Consider the following 22,591-nt stretch of genomic DNA (forward strand, 5'->3'; position numbering starts at 1 on the left):
CATTTTATCATATTTTGCCGAGTCTCCACAACAAAGCTACTTGGTGTAGACTTCAGGCTTCAATACCCCGATGTACGGCAAATTACGATACCGCTCGGCGTAGTCCAGACCGTATCCGACGACAAACTCGTCCGGAATATCGTAACCGCTGTAGTCTGGCGAAATATCCACCTTGCGACGCTCCGGTTTGTTGAGGAGTGTCACGACTTTCACAGAGGCAGCTTCCCGATGGCGCAACAGCTCTACCAATCGGCTCAGTGTCAATCCGCTATCCATGATGTCTTCTACTACCAGCACATGTCTGTTTTGCACGGAGGTATCAAGGTCCTTCAGAATTTTCACCATGCCGGAGGACTCGGTTCCGCTTCCGTAGCTGGAAACCGCCATGAAATCCATTTCGCACGGAATATCCATGTGGCGGATCAGGTCAGCCATGAAAACAACCGCGCCTTTCAGAACGCAAATCACCAACGGATTTTTGTCCTTGTATTCGGCAGCCAGTGTCTTGCCCAATTCCTTTACCTTTCCTGCAATATCTTCTTCTGATAGCAAAATCTTCTCGATGTCTTGATTCATGAAAAAACCTCCCGCCAATCTTCTCCAAACTCTACCCGCACGTGTAGAAAACGCCTGGTCTGTCCATTTACCGGCGCCACGGCGGAACGGCGCACGCCTGGTACCCAAATTACCTCATCGCCCGCCGTCAAGAGCGGAAGTTTGTCCCGCCATGCTCGCGGAATTTTGGCATCAATGAGTAGATCTTTCAGCTTCTTTCCATCTGCCGAGCCAAACAGGGTGAGACGGTCTCCTGGTTTCCGGTTACGCAAATACAGCGCTCCTGGAAGCTGATCGGCGTCAAACACCGCTTCATTGCCCGGGAGTCGCCCCCAATCCATGGGACCTTCAAGGTAAGAAATATGTACCGTGGCATTGCTCTCGTCGATCCGGGTCACCCCTGGAACTGCGAGTTCGTAACTATAGGTATGTATGCAGTCTTGCCGCTTCCTACGACTAAAAAGTACTCGTCCGTACATCCGGCTTACCGCCATGTTGTCGGGCAAATGCAGTTCCGCAGAAGGGCGACTCCCCCCTAGCATGTGCAAAACGGTCTCCACATGCTGCGAAGACCATTCGGTATGTTTTGAGAGATAACTTAATATTAGAGTAATCATTCTCCTTTGTAAAGCAACGTCACAAGTTTGAAACTTGTCTTTGTCAATCATAAATGCTTCCTGTTTCTTTTCGATCGTGGCCTCATCCAGACGTTCGCGGGCCAGCCGTGTCAAAAAAGCTTCATCCTGCGAAATCGCCCTGGCGAGATCGAGAATATGCTCGCGGTACCTCTCGTTCACCTCGGCAAGCAACGGCATCACGTCAAGACGCAGCAAATTGCGCTTGTACTTGCGCGATCGGTTGCTGCTGTCCTCACGCGGGACAAGACGATTTTCCTGGCAATAGGCTTCCAGTTCCTGACGCGTTTTATGCAAAAGAGGACGCACCAGTTCCATCTCGCTGTCCTCCAGCATGCGACGCTGCGGCATGCCTGTAAGTCCCTGCAGCCTGCTGCCGCGAACGAGGCGAAACAAAATCGTCTCGACCTGGTCGTCTGCATGATGCGCCAATGCCAGCTTGCTCGCCCCGTGCGCGCTGCCTACCTCGCGATAAAAGCGGTAGCGAAGCTCGCGGCTCGCCTCCTGGCTCCCTTTTCCCGTCTTTTTCATATAGGAGGGAACATCGTACGCAAACAGGTGAAAAACTGCGCCAAGCTCGCTGCACAACGCCTCTGCGTACTGTGCGTCCAGCCTGGCCTCCTCTCCGCGAAAGCCGTGATTCAGGTGTACGGCATGCAGCTTCCAGCCGTATTGATATTGTTTATTGAGAGAAGCCAATATATGCAAAAGAGCTGTAGAATCATTGCCGCCGGAAACCCCTACCACAATCGTTTCCCCGGGAAGCAAAAGCCCGGAAGCCTCAATCTCGTTGTGTACGCTTGCCAGCATAGCGGGCTCCTTTCCAGATCGTCACGACGGAAATACCAAAAATAAGTCCAGATGCGATAGCTCCGGCCACCATCATCGTCTTGGTCGCCAGGGTAATGCCTTCCACGTAGTTGTTGTTCACGAAAGCGAGCATCGACTTGTAAGCCAAAGACCCCGGAACGAGCGGGATGATGCCCGCAACGCTAAAGTTGGTCGAAGGAACGCGAAGCAAGATGGATAAAAATTGACTCAGCAACGAGACGATCGCCGCGGAAGCAAATGTCGAAAGCAACACTTCCGCGCCCAAGACCGGCAACAGCGAGAACACGCAAAAACCGACCATACCTGCCAATCCGCCGGCCAAAATCGTGCGGACCGGGACGTTAAACAGCACACACCACGCCATTGACGAGACGAAGCTCAGCGCCAAACCTTGAAAAAACATACTTCTCACCCCACCCAGAGAATAATCGCTGTGGCTACCGCTACGGAGACGGCCGTCAACATGGCCTCGACTCCCCGTGACACACCTGCAACCAGATCACCCGCCAGCAAATCCCGCAGCGAGTTGGTGATCGCGATCCCTGGGAACAACGGAAGCATGGCACCGATAATAATGATACTAATGTGCAACTGTGGAAAGACGGTTACGGCCAGCAAGGCGAACAGCCCGCCCAGCAAGGCAGCCGAAAATTCCGTAAAAAACTTCATTCGAACAAACTGTTCCAAATATTCAAGGCTGAGATTGACGATCAGCCCCGCCAATGCGGACGGGATGAGGTCAAACCATGTACCGCCCGCCAGCATGGCGAAGGAGCCGCTGGCGATAGCGGCTGCGATATGCTGCATCCATTTCGGATAAATCGGCTTTTCCTGGTCGATTTGGCGCAGCAGTCGATACGCTTGCTCCAAATTGATTTTTCCGCCGACGAACCTGCGGGACACATCGTTTACGAGTGTAATTTTATTCAAATTGGTAGTCCGCTTAGGGGTCCGCACCATACGGGTATGATCGAGCCCGCTGCACCGGAAAGACAAAATGATGCTCGTTGGCGTAGCGGAGCTGTTGACGTCATCCATGCCCGCCGCCTCCGCGATCAATGTCATCGTCTCTTCCGTCCGGTATGTTTCACCACCATTTTTCAATATAATTGATCCTGCCAACAAGCAAGTATCCATCACCAAATCCGAGGACACAAACCGTCACATCCTTCACATGAACCATGCATAATACAAAGTGCCAGCCAACAGCAAGAGCGAGGCGACGAACAAACCGCTAATGCCTCCGCCTACTTTCCCCGCTTTCCCGGCGGCAGCCGGAGCCTTCTTTTGCGGCTTCGCGACCGTTCGCTCCCGAAGCACCGCCAACAGCTCGGATCTCATTTCCTGGGCTGTGGCAAACTTCCCGTGAAAAGCCTTCAACAAAGGCACTCGATAAGGGTAAAGGCTGTCACTTTTCCGTATTATATCACAGAGCAATCCCGTGTGACGCGGTTCACTGAGGCTGCTTTTCCACGTCTCGTTTCCAACAGTCAGACGCACCATCATGACGGCTGCGGAAAACAGATCATAGCCCGTTTCGGCCCGCCTGTCCCCTGCGTGCCAAAAAGCCCGATCGTACTCCTCCGTAAACTGGCGGACGGCATTTCCATGCTTCGTCACGCCGCCAAAATCAATCAGCCGCACCGTTTTGTCCGTCTGGCTCACCATGATGTTCTCCGGCTTGAGGTCACCGAAAATGTAGCCGTGCTTGTGCAAGACGTCCAGCCTCGCCAAAAGCTGGACGATCATGACGGGCACCCATTCCGCCCCTTCTTTTTTGATGTATCGGTCCAACTGCTCGCCTTCCAGGTACTCCATGGCGTAAAACGTACACGGCTTGCCGTTCACGACGAGGTCGTCCACATCACACAGGAGCGGTCCCACTTTGGAATCCCGCCCCTGTTGTATGCTTTTCAGCACGTTCACTTCCATTAAAATATCCATGCCTTCCACGCCTACCTTGACAGCGCGACGCACGCCGTCCTGGGAAACGAGGTAGACGGTGCCGTTCGCACCACGCCCCAACTCCCGCAGAACGTGGTACGACCTCCGGTTCCATTTGCCCTGAAAATGTGTGGGCAGATCGGGAGTCGCTGCCTTAGAAGACATGGTCGCGCAAACTTCCGTTCATGTCGTCATTTTCTTCTTCGTCGCGATAGCGCTCCTGCAGCGAGCTTGGGAGTTTATCCTGCTCAAACAAGGCAATCGCCTCGACAATCGCAGGCCCAGTCGGGGTAATTCCGCTCATGGCCAAATCGCTGGTCAACTGATGCGCCTGCTCCACCTTGTCTGTCCACGGGATGCGTATATCCAAATACTTTTGTTTCCCAGGAAATGAACCCACAGCCATTCTGCTTTTCCCGCTTCGGGAGTGCAAGCTGATGCTAAAATCGTGAATGGCTTGCTGAACCGCCGACAGCTTTGGCTTCATGCTGCCCGATGTATCGACCAACATCACGACGTTCAGGCTACTTTTTTCCCCCAGCTCGTCCACCATGCCTGCCACCTGCACGCGCTTGTCGGGAGCCAGCTCCTCTATTCCGGAATCGCCCAAAATCTCCTTCAATTCTTTATTGACCACTTGATGGATGGTTCGCGTCATCGCCTTGCGCGTCAGCATCTGCACCGTCTGCGCAAGCTGCTGCGGATAGACGATGTCGCACAGCCCGCCTCCCGCTTCGGCGATTTCGCGGATTTCACGCTCCCCTTTTTCGCCCAGTTCGCTTTTGTCAATGACGCCAATGACGTTTACCGTAATCCCTTGCTCGCGGGCAAGAGCAGCGGCTGCAACCGGGCTCATCCCCGAATTGGAGCAGCCGTCTGTTACGACCAGAATTTGACGAAGTGTCGCTTCTTTCACAAATAATCTCCCCATTCAGCCTGTTTTAGCAACAGTATCGACGCTCTGATGGGAAAACATACCCCTAGCTTACAATCCGCGGCCGCTCCAGCTTCTCCATCCCGTGTACCTGGATGGCGGACCATTGCGGCACAAAGCGGTCAATCCGCGCCACGAGGACGGTCATGTCGTCGACAATTTTGCCGGAGTGCTGGCGAATGACTTTTTCCAGGAGCAGATCGGCGACTTCCTGCGGGTCGTCTGTCTCCAGCTCGCCGATGATCCGCTTCATCCACGCTTGCCTGTTTTCGATATGCCGCGGCGCCTCGTAGATGCCGTCGGACATCATGACCAGCAGATCGCCCGGCTTGAGCATTCTCGACACGACGTCGACCTCGATTTCTTCGAGAATGCCGACGGGCAGGTTGTTGGCTGTAATCGTGATGACATCGCTTTTGCGTTTGACGAAGCTCGGCGTGGAGCCGATTTTGATAAAACGGGTGTGGGCTGTCTGCAAATCGATCAGCGCCAAATCAACCGTCGCGAACATTTCGTCTGTGGAGCGCAGCGCCAGAATGGAATTGACCGTCTTGATCGAAATTTTTTCGTCCATACCGGAGCGCAGCAACTGCTGGAGCATGTCGAGGGCGGACTGGCTCTCCAAAAAGGCCCGCTCGCCATTGCCCATGCCGTCACTGATCGCCAGGGCCATCTTGCCATTGCCGAGATCCATCGTGCGGAAGCTGTCGCCGGACAGCAGCTTGCCGTCCTTGGCAGCGCCAGCCACGCCGATTTCGATTTCATATGTTTTGGCGGAAGCGAGGCACATCGTGCATGAACCGTCTTTTTGCGCTTCGCATTGCCGCTCGCGTACCACAATGTTCTCGCCCAAAATTTCCGTCAGCATCGGCGCGACGATTTTGCCGCACTCGTCATGCCCGTAGCAAGTCGGCTGACTGATTTCGATATCGACCTTGCCTTCTTCCAGGCTGTGAATCTCCACCCGGCGCACGGACAGCCCCAAGCCTTCCAGCGCCTTCGAGACTTGCTTCTCCTGAAAAGACAGCTCCATCCCTTCCCGCTGGATTTCGCGGGCAAAGTCGCTCATGACCCGAGAAACGCCCGAGAGCTGATCGGCCACCAGCTTGCGGCTTTCCTTCACTTGCTTTTTCAACTGGTCAAAAGCTTGCTGGCGGTCGTATTCCTGCTCCATCACGGTCAGCACCTTTTCCGTCTTGACGCATTTTCGCTCCCAGTCGCGCGGCGGGGTTACACCCGCGAGTGTGCCGTTTTCGTACACTTTGTCCATGAGATAACGCATGCCTTCATATGTGGCTTGCGTGTCCTTTTCCCAGCATTGTTCCTTCTTCCAGCATTTTTGGCACGTGAACTCCGAGACGCGGCTGAGGAACGCATCTGCCTGCTCCTCGATTTCCTCCTGGTCTGCCGTTTGCGCAAAGCTGCGGGAGAGCTGGGTAAACAAATCGGAGAACTGCTGAATTTTGCCCGCCGTCACATCGCGGACTCTGCGCATGTATTCCTGATGGGATTGCAAATTTTCGGGCGTGCCTGGAATGAAGCGGGCTACCTTTTTCCAGAGCACGGCAGGCGTGAGGATGAAGGCAACAATAGCCAAGGAGGTTTCAATCAAGGAGTAGTACAGCGTCTCTTCCGCACCGCCGTAGATTGCCAGGATGGCCGTCCCGATCAGCAGACCTGCGGAGACGCCTACTTTTCCGCCTTCCTTGAGCAATCCTGCCAAAAGACCGGAAAACGCCAGCAAATTGATTTGCAGAAGGGCACTTACATTTGCCAAACTGAGGATAAGCCCGGTTACGACGCCAACAGCGGCCCCTACGGTCCCGCCCCCGACGAAGGCGAAGACGAGCAGCAAATAGCGGGAGAGGACGTGTTCCATCGAGATGCCTTCTACCATCCAGTCGACCGTGCCTGTCATCAGCGAGGCGAGGAGAATGACGAGCGACACGATTTCCTCATTTTTCAGCGGCTCGTAAGGCTTGGCCAAGTGAATGATCGACAGCGACTGGATGAAGATGAGCGTCAGCACGAAGCCGAGTACAGCTTCGACAGCGACCATGACCAGCTCATACGTGTTCACCTGGTTGGTCAGCGTGGCGTACAGCAGCCGACTGACGAAGATTGTGATGACGACGAGCAGTGGCGTGCGCGAAAAGTCTTTCCTGCGCAGCCGCTCCATCATTTTGCAAGCAAAGAGGGCCAGCACGATACTGAGGATCGTCTGCAGCCCGATCGGAACCGATTGGGTAAAGGCCCCGAGAACAAGCGCCAGTCCCGTGATGAGCAGGCAGTCCCTGCGAAGATAGAACATGACGATAAAATACGGTATAGCAAAAGGCGTCAGCTCTTCCAAGATCAAGGCCCGCCCGAGCAAAAACCCCATCAAAAGTGGAAGCACATTCCATCTCTGTACGGCGTCAGCGACTTTGTCTCCCCATGTTCGTGCGGTAGTATCCATTCGGTCAGACACTTGGCGCGCCCATGCTTGACCAGCCTGGGACACATTCTTGTTTGCGATCATTTTAGCTCCACCCCGTTCTTGTTCAATGTGTTTCTCCATTATACGGAGGTGGGATTGTAAAATTTGTCAAAAAACCAGCGCGTATTCACAGAATCGTGCGACAAATTAACCCGCGAGTTTGGACAAAAAAAACCGACGTTATGGCGGATAACGTCGGCTGACAGGTGATTCGCGCTTTGCGAAACGGGCTTACGATACCTTATTCGTCACTACTTTCAAATGACCTTCCTCTTTTTTCTGTCAAAATGCGCTTTTGGCAAAAAAATAAAAGTCATAATTTTCCGATGATATTCTACCGACCGCGTCCCTTCTTGTCTCCGCTCTTTTTCAGAGAGGACAGGCGGTCTTCGCTTTCTTTGAGGAAGCGGTTCAGCTTATCCTCAAAGCCTTCCGTTCGCTCCCGCGGCTGACGGGGCTGCCGTTCCTTTTCCTGTGCCTTTTTGATCGACAGTCCAATCTTGCCTTCTTTGACACTGAGGACCTTGACCGTTACGATGTCGCCGATTTTCAAAAACTGATGAATATCTTTGACATAGACGTCGGCAATCTCGCTGATGTGCACCAGTCCGGTCACATTCCCCGGCAGCTCTACAAACGCGCCAAACTTCGTGATACCTGTGACTTTTCCTTCCAGTTTGCTCCCGATCTCGACTCCCATGTACGTGGAAAGCCTCCCTCTCCTAGAAGATCACACTGTGAGCTTATTCCGGAATCACGTAAATGCTCTCGCCCTGCTTCGTGTAATAAATCCGTTTGCGCGCGAGTTCCGCCAGGTATTCCTGATCGTTCAGCCGGCTTGCCTCGTAAGTCAGCTCCTCTTGCTTTTGCTGCAGGACAACCGCTTCCTGCTTGAGAGCTTCCAGCTCGCTTTTCTTCTCGGCCAGCACTCCGCTTTGCAAATAAAGCGTATAGCCAGTCCAGACGAAAAAGCAGAGGATAAAAAAGAAAAAGAGCCGCATTCTCCGTCTTTGCCCTTTTCGATTGATTGGAGAGGTTTTTGCTTCTTTCATCATCTCGCCACCTCGGTTTACTCCCGCTTTCTCTTTGAGTGAAACCAATTCTTCCAATTGGTCCAGATTCCTGTTGTTTTTCCGAACATTTTTTTCCCCAAATGTTGACCCCATCTGGCAAAAGGAGCGGTGACAAAACGCGTCACTTTCCACAAAAAGCCGAGGATCATGAGCAACATGGAGTACAAAAATGTCAGTACCATGAGGATCACTCGGTAAAGAAAGAGCACAGGACGCACAACCAGGGTGTCAATGATTTGCAGCACCGTTCGGTATAACCACTGACAGAATTTTATCATGCGGTGTAGGAAAAGGATATACTTCTTACTGCCTAATAAAAAATACAGCCACGCACCGAAAATCATTCCAAAAAAGATGGGGAAGCGAATAATTCCGTCGTTTACCTTCACTAAAATCCAGAAGACCGCCCCCATACTGCCTACCCAAAACAGGATATCAAAGAAGAAGACCAGCCAGAGCGGCAGCCTGCTCTTCCCTTTGAACACATGGTACGTATCAAAACCCATCCCCATAAGCGCTCCGCACGTCGACATGGCCAAAACCGTCTGCAGTTGAAGGATGATATTCACTTGAACAACTTGCCGAAGAATCCTCTCGACCGATCCCCGGCCTGCCCCTGCTCGAGATAGGCCATTTCGTGAACCAGGCCCTCGATCGCTACTTCTCCGGTTTCCAGACTCAGATTTTTCATATGCAGGTTTTGGCCTCGTATGGTTAAAAAGCCGCCGTCCGTTTCCAAGAGGAATTCTTCACTGTCAAAGCTTTCGACGTTTTTTACTCCCGAAATCGCCAAACTGCGTCGATTAATCATCACGATTTCGTGGCGCGGCCGCTTCGTGTGCTCGTTCATGATTACTCCCCCCTTACGTACCCTTCTTGTACCATCGTATGGAGGGGGATGTCCTTTTAGAACAAAAAACCCCGCGGGGAAGCGGGGTTCCTTCTGTTCAAGCTTATTTGTACACCGTGTAGTTTCCGTTTACGTAGATGATTTTGTAGCCGGTGCGATCCGCAATCGCTTTGAGCGGCAAGGCCGGGATGTTGTTTTTCAACTGAACCGCTGTCGGCAAGGTGACGTTTTGGCCGTTGACGTTCATGATGTTGGAGCCGACCTTGAACTGCATCACGGTGTTGCCGCTGACGACTTTGGCCGTTGTTTTCGTATAGCTGACCGAGAAGCCGAGCGCGTCGCGGAAGAACGTCGTCGGGATGAGCGTGTGGCCATTGACTGTGTAAGGAGCGGCTGCCAGCGCTGTCGTTTTTCCTGATTTTGTAAACGAAGCGACATTGGCTTTGAAGCTCACGCCGTTCAGCGCGACGACAGTGGCCGGACGTGCAAAGATCAAGCCTTTTTCCTCGGACGTGTAGACGCCGATGCTGTACACGCCCGGAGTGGCCGGGTTCACAATTCCCGCTGTTTCCGCGATGTTGACTTGCACCGCTGCTCGCGCCGGGATGTCCGTCGAAGGAACGATAATCAGGTTTTGCCCGCGCGCGCCTACGTAGTTTGCGGCTACGCCGTTCACTGTTACCGTATTGGCTGGCACGTAAGCCGGCACGCGGAATCCGACAGGGAACACGATCTCGATGAAGCCCTGGTTGCGCACGATCGGGACGCCGATTCCTTTGATGCCTACCTGCAAGCCTGCCGGTGTCGATGCAGTCGCTCGGGTCAGGCCGATAGTTGCCAGCGTATTGTCGACAGGCACAGGTGCGGTTACGCCGGTAATTTGAAAATCTTTGGATTTGTACGTTTTGTTATCAATTTTTGCCGTAATGTTATAGGTTCCCGACGACTTCGGATTGGTCAGGTAGCCTTCGTAAGCGAATTTGATCGTCAGGCGGTTCGTGCTGGAAAAGCCGCTGGGCGTGCGGAAAAACACCTTGTTCCCGTTCACGCTAAGTCCCGTCACCTGATCGCCGTTGACGGTTACGTTAGAGTTAGTGATTACAGGCGGCACCATCTCCCAGTTCGGGAACTCTACCTGGATTTCTGTATTGCTGTACAGCTTGGAAGCCAGGTCAATGTCAAACGTGTAGCTGGATCTCGCTCCTGCCGAATTGTCGGACAAGGAGACGGAGAACGGCGTGCTGCTTGCACCCGTAATTTCTACATCCTTGGATTTGTACTCCTTGCTGTCATACTCGACGGTGTAGTAGTAGGACTTGCCGGGAGTGGACGGGTTGACGATTCCTGCGGATGAGCTGAATTCCAGCTTGATGTAGTTGTCGCCATCCGCGCCGCTCGGAATTTCGATGCGAATCGAATCGCTGTCGAGAATCGAGACGTACTCGGCTTTGTAGCCGTTCACTTTCACATCCGACTTGCTGATGCTTTTGGGCAGCATGTCTTTGGTTGGGAAATCAACGTAAATGTACTTGCCCTCTTTCAGCTTGCTGCTTTTTGACGCCAGCGTGAATTTGCCCAGCGTCAGGGAAATACTTTCTTCTGCATTTTTGTTGCTGTGCGAAGCCTCGAAGTCTCCCTTGCTGCTGCTGGATGACGACTTTCCGATCGTGACTTTTTTGCTCTTGTACGTGCTTTCACTGCTTGTCTTGACTTCAATCGAATAACTTCCCTTGTCTTCGGGGTTGGTGACGTTGTCGATCGTCACGGTGACTACGGAGCCTTTTTTGATGCGTTCCCCGACCTCGATTTCCACCACGTTTTTGTTGACGGATACGCTGTCGATCGTGACCTTGTCGCCATCGTCCTTCAGCGATACGTCGGATTTTTTCAGCTTTTTGTCAACGGTAAAGTCGGAAGGGAAACGGACGTAGATGAGGTCTCCCGACGCCAGTTCCTTGGCGATTTCAAACTCAATCGTATATTCGGTTTCTTCATCCACGTCTGTATCGTCTGCCGAAACCTCCTCAATGGAAAGAGCATGAGCGGCTTTTGGCTCCATCACAAATGGACTTGTTAGCACCGTAGTCGCCAGCAGGACAGAGATACCTTTCTTCGCGCTTTTGTTCAACGGTAACGCCTCCTTCTCCTGTGAAAAACTTTCCCGGTTCGTTTCGGGGGGCGAACAGCTCGCCGTTTTTCAAATATGGATGTGACCGCAAGCGGCCTGCAGCACATGGTGATGACCGTGTTCTGCAATTCCTTCTATGATAGGAAAAGTTCGGCAAGAAAGGGTTACAGACTGGTAACGAACGACTTTACCCACAGTTTGGAAAAATCAATCCAGCCAAAGGAATCAAGCGTAATTCCTCGCAGTGCCGGGTGATAGCGATCGATTCGTTTGGCGTGGTAAATGAACAAAAGCCACAGCTCGTCCTTCAACTCATCCTCAATTTTGGCCAACGCTTCCATCCGCTCGTCACGCTTGCCCAGGCTGAGCACTGCTGACAGACGTTCATCCATCCTCGCTCTATTTTCGTCGTCCAAAAAGCGGTGGACCATCGTGCATTTGTTTTTGTACACCTCGATCAAGCCCAGCTCGATATCACGTTGCAGCACTTCTCCCATCATGCACATATCGGCGTGCCGATCGGGAAGCTCGGACAAAAACTCGGCTTTCGTCATGCTTCTCAGCTCCAGCCGAATGCCAATCTGCTGACAACGTTGCTGCAGCCACTTCGCTTCCTCCTCGCACTTCTTGCCTTCGCCGTAAAAAAGCGCAACCGCCTCTCCCTGATAGGCGCTTTTTTGCAGCCACGCAGCCGCTTCTTCCAACGTCGAGGGCGCAAAAGTCATTTGCCGGCTTCTTTCCGGCAAAAAGCTGCCTGCCGGGGAGTAATGCTCTTTTTTCAGCTCCGCAATCATCTGAACCGGGTCGAGCAAATGCTTGATCGCCTGGCGAAAAGCAAAGTCGTGCTGAATGCCCGGCTTGCGAAAATTGAAGTTCATATAATGGCAGCCGATCTCCTGAAACTCGATATTCAGGCTGTCCCCGCACTCGCGAGTGGCGGACGACGATGCCGGCATTTCCGGAAGCTGGTAGCGCATCCCGGTTTGCTCAGCGGCTGTTACGCGCCATATTTCTACCCGGTCCAGAATAGCCCGCTCCCGGTAGTAATCGTCAAATGCGCCCAGGACGAGTCTGTCCTCCGTAAATTCCATCATGCGAAAAGGTCCCGTCCCCACAATCGCCTGCTCGGAAAACGGCACATCGTACGGCAAAACCGACAGGGCGATCGACGCCGCCAAATGCAGAAAAAATCCGTTTGGCTCGCGCAAATGAAAGATAATCGTATAATCGTCGGGATGCTCGATGCTGGCAATATCCTCGACCTGCCAGCGATAGGGCGAATCGAGGTCGATGAGTCGCTGCACCGTGTAAGCTACATCTTTTCCGGTCAGCACGCGCCCATGATGAAAACGGACGCCTTTTCGCAAATAAAACGTCCAGGAGGTCATCTCCCGGTCGCTTTCCCACGCGTGGGCGAGCTGCGGCCGAAAGCTTTGGGTAGCCGGATCAAAAATGATGAGCGTATGGCAAATTTGCTGGATGAAGTGGCTCTCGGCCGATACCGCGACGAATGCCGGATCAACGGTCGAAAAAGCGCGCTCCCGCGGAATGCGCAAAACGTCCTGGCGCCTGGCCTCGCCCTCTTCAGCCACAAAACCGAACTGAGCGTTCCACACCTCCTGCAAGCGCAGCTTGACGTTGACAGGCAAGCTTTTATGCTGCAAAAGCTCCACCGCTTCCCGGATGCTGCCTTCTGCCAGCAACTGCTGAAAAGAATCGCTCAAAAACTGACCGACGTCGCAAAGAATCGTCAGCGTCGAATGATGGCCTCTTCCTACTCCGGGCTGCCACTTCAGCAGCCCTTCCTTCTCCCATTTGCGCAAAATCAGCTTCACGTTGCGCGGCGTGCAGCAAAGCAGCTCGGACAATTCCTTGATCCCGATCCGCTGCGCAAGCCCTGGCTCCCACTCGGGAAGACCGAGCAGCATTTGCAGAAAGTGTTCATGGCTTTTCATGGTCATCCATCCCCAAAAGGTGAAATTATTATTCCGATCTTACCCTTTTTCTTCTCCTTTTGACAGCTACAATTTAGGAAAGAAACGAAAGGGAAAGGTGGTCGCCTATGAACTTTTTACAACTGCATCCCAATATCCGCATCCGCATTGTGACTTCCTTTCTGACACGGCTGGTAGGAATGATGATTTTTCCGTTCATGGCCATTTACTTTTCTGCCAGGCTCGGGCAGGCGCTGACTGGCGTTTTGCTCAGCCTGACCATTTGCGCGCAGATTTTGCTCGGCTTTTACGGAGGCTATCTGGCTGATCGGTGGGGCAGAAAAAAGGTGATGGCTTACGGCCAAGGGGCACAATGCGTCGCTTTCGTCGTCATGACCATCGCCAATTCCCCCTGGCTCGATTCGGCCTGGCTCACGTTTGCCATGATGCTTTTGCAAAGCGCGAGCAACGGGATGATAAGTCCGGCCGCCGATGCGATGCTGATTGATGTGAGCACCAGGGAAAATCGCCCCTTCATGTACAGCATCAACTACTGGGCCAGCAATTTGTCGATTGCGATCGGCTCGATTCTTGGCGGACTGCTGTTTGCGACGCACCGCTTTGAGCTGCTCCTCGTCCTGACTTTGGTTAGCCTGTTTACCTTGTACATGATTGTGGTACGCATGCAAGAATCGTTTTTTCCGCAAAACGATGGTGCCGCCCGGGTATCTTTTGCAGGTACACGAGTTATCCTGGACGTGATGCGCAGCTACAGGCACGTTTTGACGGATCGGTTATTTCTGCTGTTTTCGCTCGGAGGACTGTTCCTCTTCTCGCTGGAGTTCCAGACTGCGAATTACGTCGCAGTGAGGCTGGCCCAGGAGTTCCCTGTCCAGCACATCCGGCTTTTCGACTGGTTCGCATTGGAACTGACCGGGGTGAAAATGTTCAGTCTGATTCAAGTGGAAAATACGATCCTCGTCGTTTTGCTCTCGCTGTTCATCACCCGGCTGATCCAGCATGGAAAAGAAGCTTCGTCCATGTACGCTGGCGGGCTTTTGTATATATCCGGCTATGCGGTGATTTTGTACAGCAACTCGCTCGTCATCATCATGGCGGCTGCGTTGATCGCTACACTGGGCGAGCTGATTCACGTTCCGACCCGGCAAACCTACCTGGCACAGATCGTCCGCGACGATGCCCGCAGCTCTTACATGGCGGTAAACGGGCTTGTGCTGCAAGGAGCCAAAATCATGGGAGCCGTAGGCATCACTCTGGGAGCGATTTTGCCGTCTTACTTGATGGCGCTGCTGTTTTTCCTGCTTGGGGTCGCAGGTCTGCTGATCGTTCGCCATGTCGTATCGCAGTTGGAACACACTCGTTTTCCTCTCGCTCACGCAAAAGAAGCTGCCCGATAATGCTGTCGGGCAGCTTCTTGCTTTTCTCGATTTATTGCGGCGACAGGCTTTCCAGCAAAGCATCTCCGTTGGCCCCGACTTTAATCGTGGCAAACCTCGCATTTCGCTCTACCTCCAGGCCGGTTCCTTCCGGGACGAAGTAGCTCTCGATCCCGTACTCGACCTGGCTTGCCCCGACTGTTTTCCCGTTGATGATGACATCTGTCGGTTCAGCCGCATACGGTTTGTTCCATTTTCCTTCTTTTTCGTAGTAGCCGCCGTAGTTGTACACGTTATCGCTTTGCTTTCTCAGCACCACGCGAATTTTTTCTCCGGAAGAAAAATCTTCGTCCGCCAGTGTCGAGATCGTGTAGCCGAGCCTGACGTAATCGCCCTGCAAAAGCGAGCGCGGATCAACCGGAACCAGCTCCAGCTTGACAGACGTTCCTTTGGACAGGATCGACTCGCTGCTGTATACCTGGTAGCCAGCCAATATAAATTGCAGCAAAATAATCGGCACAAGGATCATCGGCCGGCGCGTGAATACGGCTGGCGTCGGTGCAGCCCACTCTCCTTGCATCCGGCGTTCCAGCCAGTAGCTGACCAGGAAAAACACGACGCTCAAAAGGAAGAGGCTCAGCGACTTGTGCAGCAAGCTCCACAGCAGGTCGTAGTACTTCATCAGCAGGAAGGCAAACCAGAAGGCGAGGACGATCCCGAAAGCGCTCTTCCCTTTTTTGCGCAAGGTCTGGTACAGCAAGTAGGTGGTGAAGGCGAAAAATCCGATATTGACCAGCAGATTCGTGGCAAACGCGTCAAAATGCATCTTGGTCAGCGCAATCAGCGCGAGCAATGCGTAGACGAGAGAGCTGTTCTGCAAGACAGCAGGCAAGCGTTTGACGTAGTACATCGCCATTTGAAACACAAATACGATCAGCAAGACCGTCGTTTCCGGCACATGCAAGTTCGTCAGCTTGAAAAACAGCACCAGCAAAAAGGCGAACTGAGTCAAAAGCCGCGCGGGAATGCTTGATACTGCCTTCCATACGTAAAGCAAAACGGCGAGGAACAATATCCAGAACAACTGTTCCAAATAAAGCGAGGAAGCGACTCCAAGCATGTAGCCCATCGTGAGCAACGTGTAGCGCACCGTCGAATTCATCTTTTCCATGAAGAGGACAGGACCAACAAATCCGATCAGAGACAGGAAGAAGAGAAAGTAGACGACCGATTCATCTTCGAAAATAAGCATGAGCAGTCCGGTCAACGAGATCGCTCCGATTGATGCCGCGACTGTCGTCACGAGTACCGTAAAAGCCTCTTGAAAAAACTGCACCCATTTGCTTGTTTGGTGGGCGGATTCCTTGCGCAGCCAGTTGATGCCGACGACCGCTCCCCAGACGATGCCCGCAGCGGCCAAAAGCGCGATGAGGAAAAAGCCTTCGGAGTAATACTCCAGCATAAACCAGAAAAACTTCCCGAGCACAAACAGCGCCAGCAAGGAAGCCGTGACAATCAGCATGCCGCGATTGGGCCGCCATTTCAGAAAGACGAAAAACAGGAGTGCCCCCATCAACAGGTACAGCGTTTCCGGCAGCGCTCCGTACACGTCGACAAACGCCGACCAGAACAGGCTGACGGAAAAGACGAGGAAGGACAAATAGTAGATCGGCCGGGACTGCAGCTTCCGTGTAGCGGTCAAGTAAAACAACACGATGTTGCCCAGCGCGATCAGCCAATAAATCATGTACCACCACTCTTCTTCATGGCTCACATGCACGACGGCAGGATCGAGGAAAAAGCCGAGCGCGAGGTGCGCAAGGACGTAGCTGATAACATAAAACGGCTGGTAGCGCGTGAAAATGGCGAAAAGCAAATTGGGGATGAGCCAAACGACAAACAGCATGTAGCTATCCGCGTGGGAATTGTAGATTTGCCCCAATAAAGCGACACACAAGCCAAATGCCAGACCTCCGGCAACCAGCAGCCAGTTGCTGAGAAACGAATGACGTTTCCATACAAGCGAGGCCACATACGAAGACAGATAAAAAAGAGCCAATACGGCGGCACTGACGCCAATTTTCTCCCATCGGTCCATCACAGGCCAGTTGGAGGCAAAAAAGTAGAACAAAGCTGAAAGCAAAAGTGAAATGGCCAAGAAGTATCCCGTCTGAACAGCCTTTTGCTCCATCTGCACCACATCCCTTCTCATTTGCTTTCATGTACTCCCATTATATCCTTCTTTTGGGCAAAAGCGTCCTGGGGTTTTTTATGCCTGCCATCATGTCGAAAAAAAGACTGCCCCTAACGGCAGTCTGCACAACAACGCTTGCACTTTATTGTCCTTTGAGATAAGCGTCTTCTTCCTTCTCGTCACGCGGTACAGGCACTTCGCCGATGACGGTGTAGAGCGAAGCCGCTTCTTCTTTGCGCGGGTTTTCCTTGATGTCTTCCACTTTGACGGAGACGATCTTCTGTCCGAAGCAGATTGCCAGCTTGTCGCCGATTTTGACGTTGCTGGACGCTTTGGCCGGACGGTCGTTGATTTCTACCCGGGCTTTGTCGCACACTTCTTTGGCGAGCGTGCGGCGCTTAATCAGGCGGGATACTTTCAAATATTTATCCAGTCTCATCCTTACCCTCTCCCTTTTGTCTGGTGTTTGGCTTCCTCCCACCATTTGTCCATTTCCTGCAGGTCTGTCTGCTCAAACGTGCGACCCGCCTCTTGCAGCTTGCTTTCGATATAGGCAAAGCGTTTTTTGAACTTGTTGTTCGTCAAGGCCAGCGCTTCCTCCGGATCAAGCTTGAGGAAACGGGCGAGATTGACGACAGCGAAGAGCAGATCGCCCAGTTCTCCCGCGCGTTCTTCTTCGGAAGCTTCCCGCAGCTCGCGGTATTCCTCTTCTACCTTTTTGTAGACGTCTGCAATATCGTCCCAGTCGAAGCCGACCTCTGCCGCTTTTTTCTGGAGCTTGTAGGCGTACATCAGGGCAGGGAGATCGCGCGGAATGCCGGACAGCTTGGACACGGCGGCCACGTCAATGCCTTTTGCCGCTTTTTCCTGGGCTTTGATCTCCTGCCAGTTCGCGAGCGCTTCGTCCGAGTCGTTCGCGCTTTTTTCCCCGAAAACATGCGGATGGCGGCGAACCAGCTTTTCGTTCAAGGTCGCAACCACATCGTCGACAGTAAAATACCCGTCCTCCGCTGCCATTTGCGAGTGCAGCATAATCTGCATCAACAAATCGCCCAGCTCCTCGCACATCGCGTCCGGGTCTTCGTCGTCGATTGTCTCCAGCACTTCGTACGTTTCTTCGATCAAGTTTTTGCGAATGCTCTGATGCGTCTGCTCGCGATCCCACGGGCAACCGTCCGGGCTGCGCAAAATCGCGACGATTTCTTTTAAATAGGAAAACTGGCGGTACGATACCGTCTCGTCCGTAGTCGGCGGAACGTACACCAAAGACAAGTTGCCAAAATGATCGACTCGATCCAGCTCGTACAGCGGCACGCTCTCGATGCGCTCTTGTCCGGCTACCCCTACTGCTGTCGCAACTGTCACCACATAATCATCCGGCAGCACTTCCATCAAGGTCAGCTTCACGTCAGAGGCGACAAAAGCGTCGTACACCTGGGCGATAATCGTGTGCAGGCCCGGCGATACTTGATGGGCAGCCAGCGCCGTTCCGTCCAGCAGGGCGAAGCCTTCGATCGGGTCGATGTGCAGACGGGCAAAGAGCGGGTCAATAAAGCTCTGCCCTCCGCCAATCTCAATCTGCACCCCGCGCCCCGGCCCTTCGGCAAGCAAAAGCTGAACGGTGCGCTCCGCCACCAGAGGATGTCCCGGAACAGCGTAAACGATGCTGCCCGCTTCCTCTGCTTTGGCAAAAAGCCGCTGCACGATCTCGGCGTACACCTCGGCAAAGCTGTCGTGCTGCTCGTACACCTCGTCAAACGACGTCAGCGCGATGCCCTCGCTGGCCAGTTGAGCCACCACCGGATGTTCTTTTGTCCGCAAATAAAGCTGGTTGGCTTGCTTGAGCGTCCGATAAATGCCGTATGGCAACTGGTCGAGATCGCCTGCGCCCAGCCCGACTACGGTAATCGTTTTCTTGTTCGTATCCAATCGTTTCGCCTCCGACATGCCTTTTATTTAGGAAGAAGCTGGAACCGTGTCAACAGCGCTGCAATTCGCTTTCCTTTTGGCAAAAAATGAATATCGTTGCGCGTCAGGCCGCCTGTCTTTAACAGGGCCAGCAAGTAAACGACCGCTCCGGCGCCAACGGAAATCAGCCCGACCAACGTTTGATACAAGCGCTCGGACATTCCTGTCTTGCCGAGCAGGGCGCTTGCTCCCCATTCTACAAGCAGAACGACCACCGACATGACAATGACAGACAAAAACGGCTTATGAACCGTTTGGCGCAATCCAATTTGCGCTCCCGTATATTTTTTAACTGCGAGCACATTCAGCCCCATCGCCACGAGATAGGCAAACACCGTAGACAAGGCCGCACCGGCAATCCCCCATAGCGGGACGAGCGCGAGGTTTAAAATGAGCTTGACCATGACGCCGATAAACAGGTTGCGCGCTGGCCGCATAACGCGCCCCAGCCCTTGCAGGATGCCTGCGCTGGCGATGCTCAACGTGGCAAACATAATCGTGAACGATTGTACGGCGAGCGCTTCGGTTCCGTTTTTGTCGCCGTACAGCATGACGTTGATCGGCTCCGCGAGCAAAGCGAGGCCGAACGAGGCCGGGAGTCCCAGCAAAAAGGTCAGGCGAATGGCGATTTCGGAACGGTTCGCGATCATGTGATGCTGCCTCTGCGCCACAGCCTCGCTGATCGCAGGCACAAGCGCCAAAGACAGCGACGTCGCAAAGAACGTACCGAACTGGATGAGCGGCTGGCCGCGGTCAAATGCCCCTTTTAACAGCTTGGCCAAATCTTCCGGTGTGCCGCTTACTTGCAGCATGTTGACGACGGTAATGGAGTCGACCAGCGGAACGAGCGGCAAAACCAGCGCTCCCATGCAGATCGGAACAGCGTACATCAACAGGCTGCGCAGCACCTGACGGTTGGTCCAGGCCCCCACTCCTGCTCGCTGTGTTTGCTCGGGGATCAGTTGAGCGCCCTGCTTGTCTTTTCTCCAATACCACAGCAAGACGAGAATAGCGGCCACGCCCCCAGGAAAAGCGGCAAATACCGCTCCGGTCCCTGCGAGATAGGCGTCCTGGTAAACGTTCATCGCCCAGAAAGCCGCGAGCAAGATGAAAATAACCCGAACCAACTGCTCGATGACTTGCGATACTCCTGTCGGCATCATGTTTTGGTGCCCCTGAAAATATCCGCGCAAAATCGCTGCCATCGGCACGAGCGGCAAAGACCAGGCTACAGCCCGCAGCGGAGTCGTCAAATGCTCGTCCCCCATGAACCGGGCAATGAGCGGAGCGCCTCCGTACAACAGCAAAAAGAAAAACAAGCCAAGCACGACCAGCGAAATGCTGGCAACGCGGAACGCTCTTCGCGCCCCCAGCGCATCGCCGATTGCGATGCGCTCCGAGACGATTTTGGAGATGGCGATAGGAAAGCCAGCCGTCGCCAGAATCAATAACGTGGTGTATAGCGGGTATACTTGCATATATACGTACAAGCCGATATCTCCGGCAATGTTTTGGTATGGAATGCGGTATACTGCGCCAAGCAGCTTGGAGACAAGACCGGCAACCCCGAGTATCGCGGCGCCTTTCACAAATTGAACAGATGCCTTTTCTTGAGCCATGTGCGTGAAATTTCTCCTCTCCAACCTGAAACTTCGTCCATTATACCACAAGGAAATCGGCGAGAAAAAATTTGGGAAGGCTCGTTCGCAACAGACGAGGCAAGCTTGTCAGCAGCAAAAAAACAGCCCCGGCAAAATCGAGGCTGTTCTCATGCATGCTTGCTATTGCTCCATTTGCTTCGCCAGAAAACCGGCTGCGGTCTCCGCCATTTTCATCTCCAGATCACTCATCTTGGTCGATTCGTTTTTGTTCAGGAGAATCACGGAACCGATCGGGTCACCCCCGGCCACGATAGGAGCGACGACGAACGAGCCGTATGTCTCGTTCATATCGCGGCAAATCTCATAAGTACCGGCGTTTTTCTCCAGTCGGGTTTTGCGTTCCTCCAAACATTTTTCCACAATGCTGCCAATGGCTTTTTCCAGGTACTCTTTTTTCGATGCCCCAGCTACGGCGATGACGGTATCCCGATCTGAGATCAATACGGTATGATTCAAGCTTTCATACAAGGAGTCAGCGTATTCTTTTGCAAAATCACCCAGTTCTCCTATCGGTGAATACTTTTTGAGAATGACTTCTCCGTCACGATCCACAAAAATCTCAAGCGGGTCGCCTTCACGAATGCGCAGTGTACGACGAATCTCCTTAGGAATCACGACCCGACCGAGGTCGTCAATTCGACGAACGATACCAGTTGCTTTCATGTCATGTTGCCTCGCTTTCCCTGAGAAGTGGGTAGTGAATAAATGGTGGTTGGTTACTTGTATTTTTTCCTCAAATTCTAATTTTAACTATGGGTGCTTGCATCAATTTTTACCAGTTGCTTCAGTTACTCTCCCCCGGGTGGTAGCGAGTGATTATAGTATTTGCCCTTGTTTCAAGAATATGCGAGAAAACGAAAAAACAGGGAAATGAATTCCCTGTTTTCGCTCCAAACGGTTTTTACTTTTTCGCTGCCTCGTTTTTGGACTGCGGCAGGTTGTACTTCACGATCAGCTTGTCCAGCTCGTTTTTGCCAAAAGCATCGTAGCCAGCCTCCAGCGCGTTTGCACGGAGCTCTTCCTTCATTTCATCGAAGGTTTTTTCCTTGCGGTTTTCAACCTTGATGATGTGGTAGCCAAAGCTTGTTTTTACCGGAGGACCCACTTCCCCGACTTTTTGTGTCAGAGCCGCATCCTTGAACTCAGGCACCCATTGGCTTACGTCGGCATTTTCGTACAGGCCGCCGGTTTCCTTGCTGCCCGGATCATCGGTAAACTCCTTCGCCAGCTTCGCGAAGTCCTCGCCCTTTTTCAGACGAGCTTCGAGGTCGTTGGCGATCTTCAGCGCTTCTTCAGGCTTGCGCTGCTCGGTGGAAATCAGGATGTGGCGCACCGACGCGATTGTGCGGGACGCTTTGTCCATTTGGTCATACTTCTGCTTCAATGTATCGTCACTGATGTTCTTTTTCAGCACCGTAATGGATTCGTTGATGAGCGCCATCTGGTTGGTCACCATTTCTTTGGTTACGCCCTGGCCTTCCATCAGCTTGTTGAACTTGGCCTCGTCCTTGCCCAAGAAGCCCATGTACTGGCCTTTGATTTTCTCAAAGGTTTTATCCGCCAAGTCTTTGGCTTCCTTCTTCATGGCATCGTCGGAGCGGCTCGCCAAAATTTTGGTCGCCGTGTACTCGCGCGCAAAAGCTTTCAGCGCTTCGTTGTCGGCTGCCTCGATCATGGTGCCTTGCTGCGGATTCATGAAGTTGATGACGCGCAGGAACTCTTCGAACTCCTGGCCTGTCACCGTGCCGCCCTGATACTCGACAAAAGCAGCCTTCGCATCTCCTGTATATGGCAGGGTCAGCTTGGGGAACTGTGTGAGTGGATCGTTGGCATCGGCAGCTTCGTTTCCTTGTTTATTTCCGTCTGTCTGACTGGCTGCGTTTTGATTCGGCTGCGCATTATCTTCTGCCTTTCCGCAGCCGGTCATGAGCGCCACGACCAGAACAGCAGAAGATAAAATCGCTACAGAACGTTTCATAGTAGGAATCTCCCTTCCCGGCAAGCCCCC

At 53.1% G+C, this 22,591-nt stretch carries 20 protein-coding genes; 1 reads left to right on the plus strand and 19 read right to left on the minus strand.

Annotation, left to right across the window (positions count from 1 at the left end; all coding sequences use genetic code 11):
- Positions 1 to 36: 36 nt before the first annotated feature.
- The 13 genes from hpt to BA6348_RS02280 all read right to left on the minus strand — a co-directional run bounded on the left by hpt (position 37) and on the right by BA6348_RS02280 (position 13,384).
- Positions 37 to 576, minus strand: coding sequence for a hypoxanthine phosphoribosyltransferase (gene hpt / locus BA6348_RS02220; protein ID WP_005828622.1), 540 nt, complete (start codon positions 574 to 576; stop codon positions 37 to 39).
- The gene (tilS, locus tag BA6348_RS02225) at positions 573 to 2,000 is read right to left on the minus strand and encodes a tRNA lysidine(34) synthetase TilS (protein ID WP_005828623.1); all 1,428 of its coding nucleotides are present in this window, start codon (positions 1,998 to 2,000) and stop codon (positions 573 to 575) included. The genes hpt and tilS overlap by 4 nt, the downstream gene beginning before the upstream one ends.
- Positions 1,972 to 2,424, minus strand: a complete 453-nt coding sequence (locus BA6348_RS02230) for a threonine/serine exporter family protein (RefSeq protein WP_025848765.1) — start codon at positions 2,422 to 2,424, stop codon at positions 1,972 to 1,974. The genes tilS and BA6348_RS02230 overlap by 29 nt, the downstream gene beginning before the upstream one ends.
- Positions 2,425 to 2,429: 5 nt before the next feature.
- Positions 2,430 to 3,176, minus strand: a complete 747-nt coding sequence (locus tag BA6348_RS02235; RefSeq protein WP_005828626.1) for a threonine/serine exporter family protein — start codon at positions 3,174 to 3,176, stop codon at positions 2,430 to 2,432.
- A gap of 15 nt (positions 3,177 to 3,191) precedes the next feature.
- Positions 3,192 to 4,130 carry a serine/threonine protein kinase gene (locus BA6348_RS02240; RefSeq protein WP_025848767.1) on the minus strand — a complete coding sequence of 313 codons (939 nt, stop codon included), beginning with the start codon at positions 4,128 to 4,130 and terminating at the stop codon, positions 3,192 to 3,194.
- Positions 4,120 to 4,881: a vWA domain-containing protein gene (locus tag BA6348_RS02245; protein ID WP_005828628.1), complete on the minus strand. Its 762-nt coding sequence runs from the start codon at positions 4,879 to 4,881 to the stop codon at positions 4,120 to 4,122. The genes BA6348_RS02240 and BA6348_RS02245 overlap by 11 nt, the downstream gene beginning before the upstream one ends.
- A 64-nt stretch (positions 4,882 to 4,945) precedes the next feature.
- Positions 4,946 to 7,420: a stage II sporulation protein E gene (gene spoIIE, locus BA6348_RS02250; protein WP_026556966.1), complete on the minus strand. Its 2,475-nt coding sequence runs from the start codon at positions 7,418 to 7,420 to the stop codon at positions 4,946 to 4,948.
- 292 nt (positions 7,421 to 7,712) lie between these two features.
- A complete protein-coding gene (locus BA6348_RS02255) occupies positions 7,713 to 8,078 on the minus strand; it encodes a S1 RNA-binding domain-containing protein (RefSeq protein WP_005828631.1) in 366 nt (121 codons plus the stop codon).
- A gap of 43 nt (positions 8,079 to 8,121) precedes the next feature.
- Positions 8,122 to 8,430, minus strand: coding sequence for an FtsB family cell division protein (locus tag BA6348_RS02260; RefSeq protein WP_005828633.1), 309 nt, complete (start codon positions 8,428 to 8,430; stop codon positions 8,122 to 8,124).
- A gap of 17 nt (positions 8,431 to 8,447) precedes the next feature.
- On the minus strand, positions 8,448 to 9,020 hold the full coding sequence (gene yabQ, locus BA6348_RS02265; RefSeq protein ID WP_005828634.1) for a spore cortex biosynthesis protein YabQ: 573 nt from the start codon (positions 9,018 to 9,020) through the stop codon (positions 8,448 to 8,450).
- Positions 9,017 to 9,301 carry a sporulation protein YabP gene (gene yabP / locus BA6348_RS02270; protein WP_005828636.1) on the minus strand — a complete coding sequence of 95 codons (285 nt, stop codon included), beginning with the start codon at positions 9,299 to 9,301 and terminating at the stop codon, positions 9,017 to 9,019. Before yabP ends, yabQ begins: the two co-directional genes overlap by 4 nt.
- Positions 9,302 to 9,404: 103 nt before the next feature.
- On the minus strand, positions 9,405 to 11,429 hold the full coding sequence (locus BA6348_RS02275; RefSeq protein ID WP_122952821.1) for a copper amine oxidase N-terminal domain-containing protein: 2,025 nt from the start codon (positions 11,427 to 11,429) through the stop codon (positions 9,405 to 9,407).
- Positions 11,430 to 11,593: 164 nt separating this feature from the next.
- The gene (locus BA6348_RS02280; protein WP_122952822.1) at positions 11,594 to 13,384 is read right to left on the minus strand and encodes an SgrR family transcriptional regulator; all 1,791 of its coding nucleotides are present in this window, start codon (positions 13,382 to 13,384) and stop codon (positions 11,594 to 11,596) included.
- 107 nt (positions 13,385 to 13,491) lie between these two features.
- Between BA6348_RS02280 and BA6348_RS02285 the strand changes: the two genes are divergently transcribed.
- Positions 13,492 to 14,781, plus strand: a complete 1,290-nt coding sequence (locus BA6348_RS02285) for an MFS transporter (RefSeq protein ID WP_026556968.1) — start codon at positions 13,492 to 13,494, stop codon at positions 14,779 to 14,781.
- A gap of 31 nt (positions 14,782 to 14,812) precedes the next feature.
- On the opposite strand, the gene BA6348_RS02290 is transcribed toward BA6348_RS02285, so the two are convergent.
- From BA6348_RS02290 to BA6348_RS02315, 6 genes are all read right to left on the minus strand, one after another.
- Entirely contained in the window at positions 14,813 to 16,972 is a 2,160-nt protein-coding gene (locus tag BA6348_RS02290) for a GDYXXLXY domain-containing protein (RefSeq protein ID WP_242507437.1), read from the minus strand.
- Positions 16,973 to 17,096: 124 nt separating this feature from the next.
- The gene (locus BA6348_RS02295; RefSeq protein WP_122952823.1) at positions 17,097 to 17,393 is read right to left on the minus strand and encodes an RNA-binding S4 domain-containing protein; all 297 of its coding nucleotides are present in this window, start codon (positions 17,391 to 17,393) and stop codon (positions 17,097 to 17,099) included.
- Positions 17,394 to 17,395: 2 nt separating this feature from the next.
- The gene (yabN, locus tag BA6348_RS02300) at positions 17,396 to 18,883 is read right to left on the minus strand and encodes a bifunctional methyltransferase/pyrophosphohydrolase YabN (protein ID WP_122952824.1); all 1,488 of its coding nucleotides are present in this window, start codon (positions 18,881 to 18,883) and stop codon (positions 17,396 to 17,398) included.
- 23 nt (positions 18,884 to 18,906) lie between these two features.
- Positions 18,907 to 20,541, minus strand: coding sequence for a putative polysaccharide biosynthesis protein (locus BA6348_RS02305; RefSeq protein WP_122952825.1), 1,635 nt, complete (start codon positions 20,539 to 20,541; stop codon positions 18,907 to 18,909).
- A gap of 162 nt (positions 20,542 to 20,703) precedes the next feature.
- Positions 20,704 to 21,246: a stage V sporulation protein T gene (gene spoVT / locus BA6348_RS02310; RefSeq protein ID WP_005828646.1), complete on the minus strand. Its 543-nt coding sequence runs from the start codon at positions 21,244 to 21,246 to the stop codon at positions 20,704 to 20,706.
- A gap of 238 nt (positions 21,247 to 21,484) precedes the next feature.
- Entirely contained in the window at positions 21,485 to 22,561 is a 1,077-nt protein-coding gene (locus BA6348_RS02315) for a peptidylprolyl isomerase (protein WP_005828647.1), read from the minus strand.
- Between the last annotated feature and the right edge of the window lie 30 nt (positions 22,562 to 22,591).

Source organism: Brevibacillus agri (assembly GCF_004117055.1).
GTDB classification, from domain to species: Bacteria; Bacillota; Bacilli; order Brevibacillales; family Brevibacillaceae; genus Brevibacillus; species Brevibacillus agri.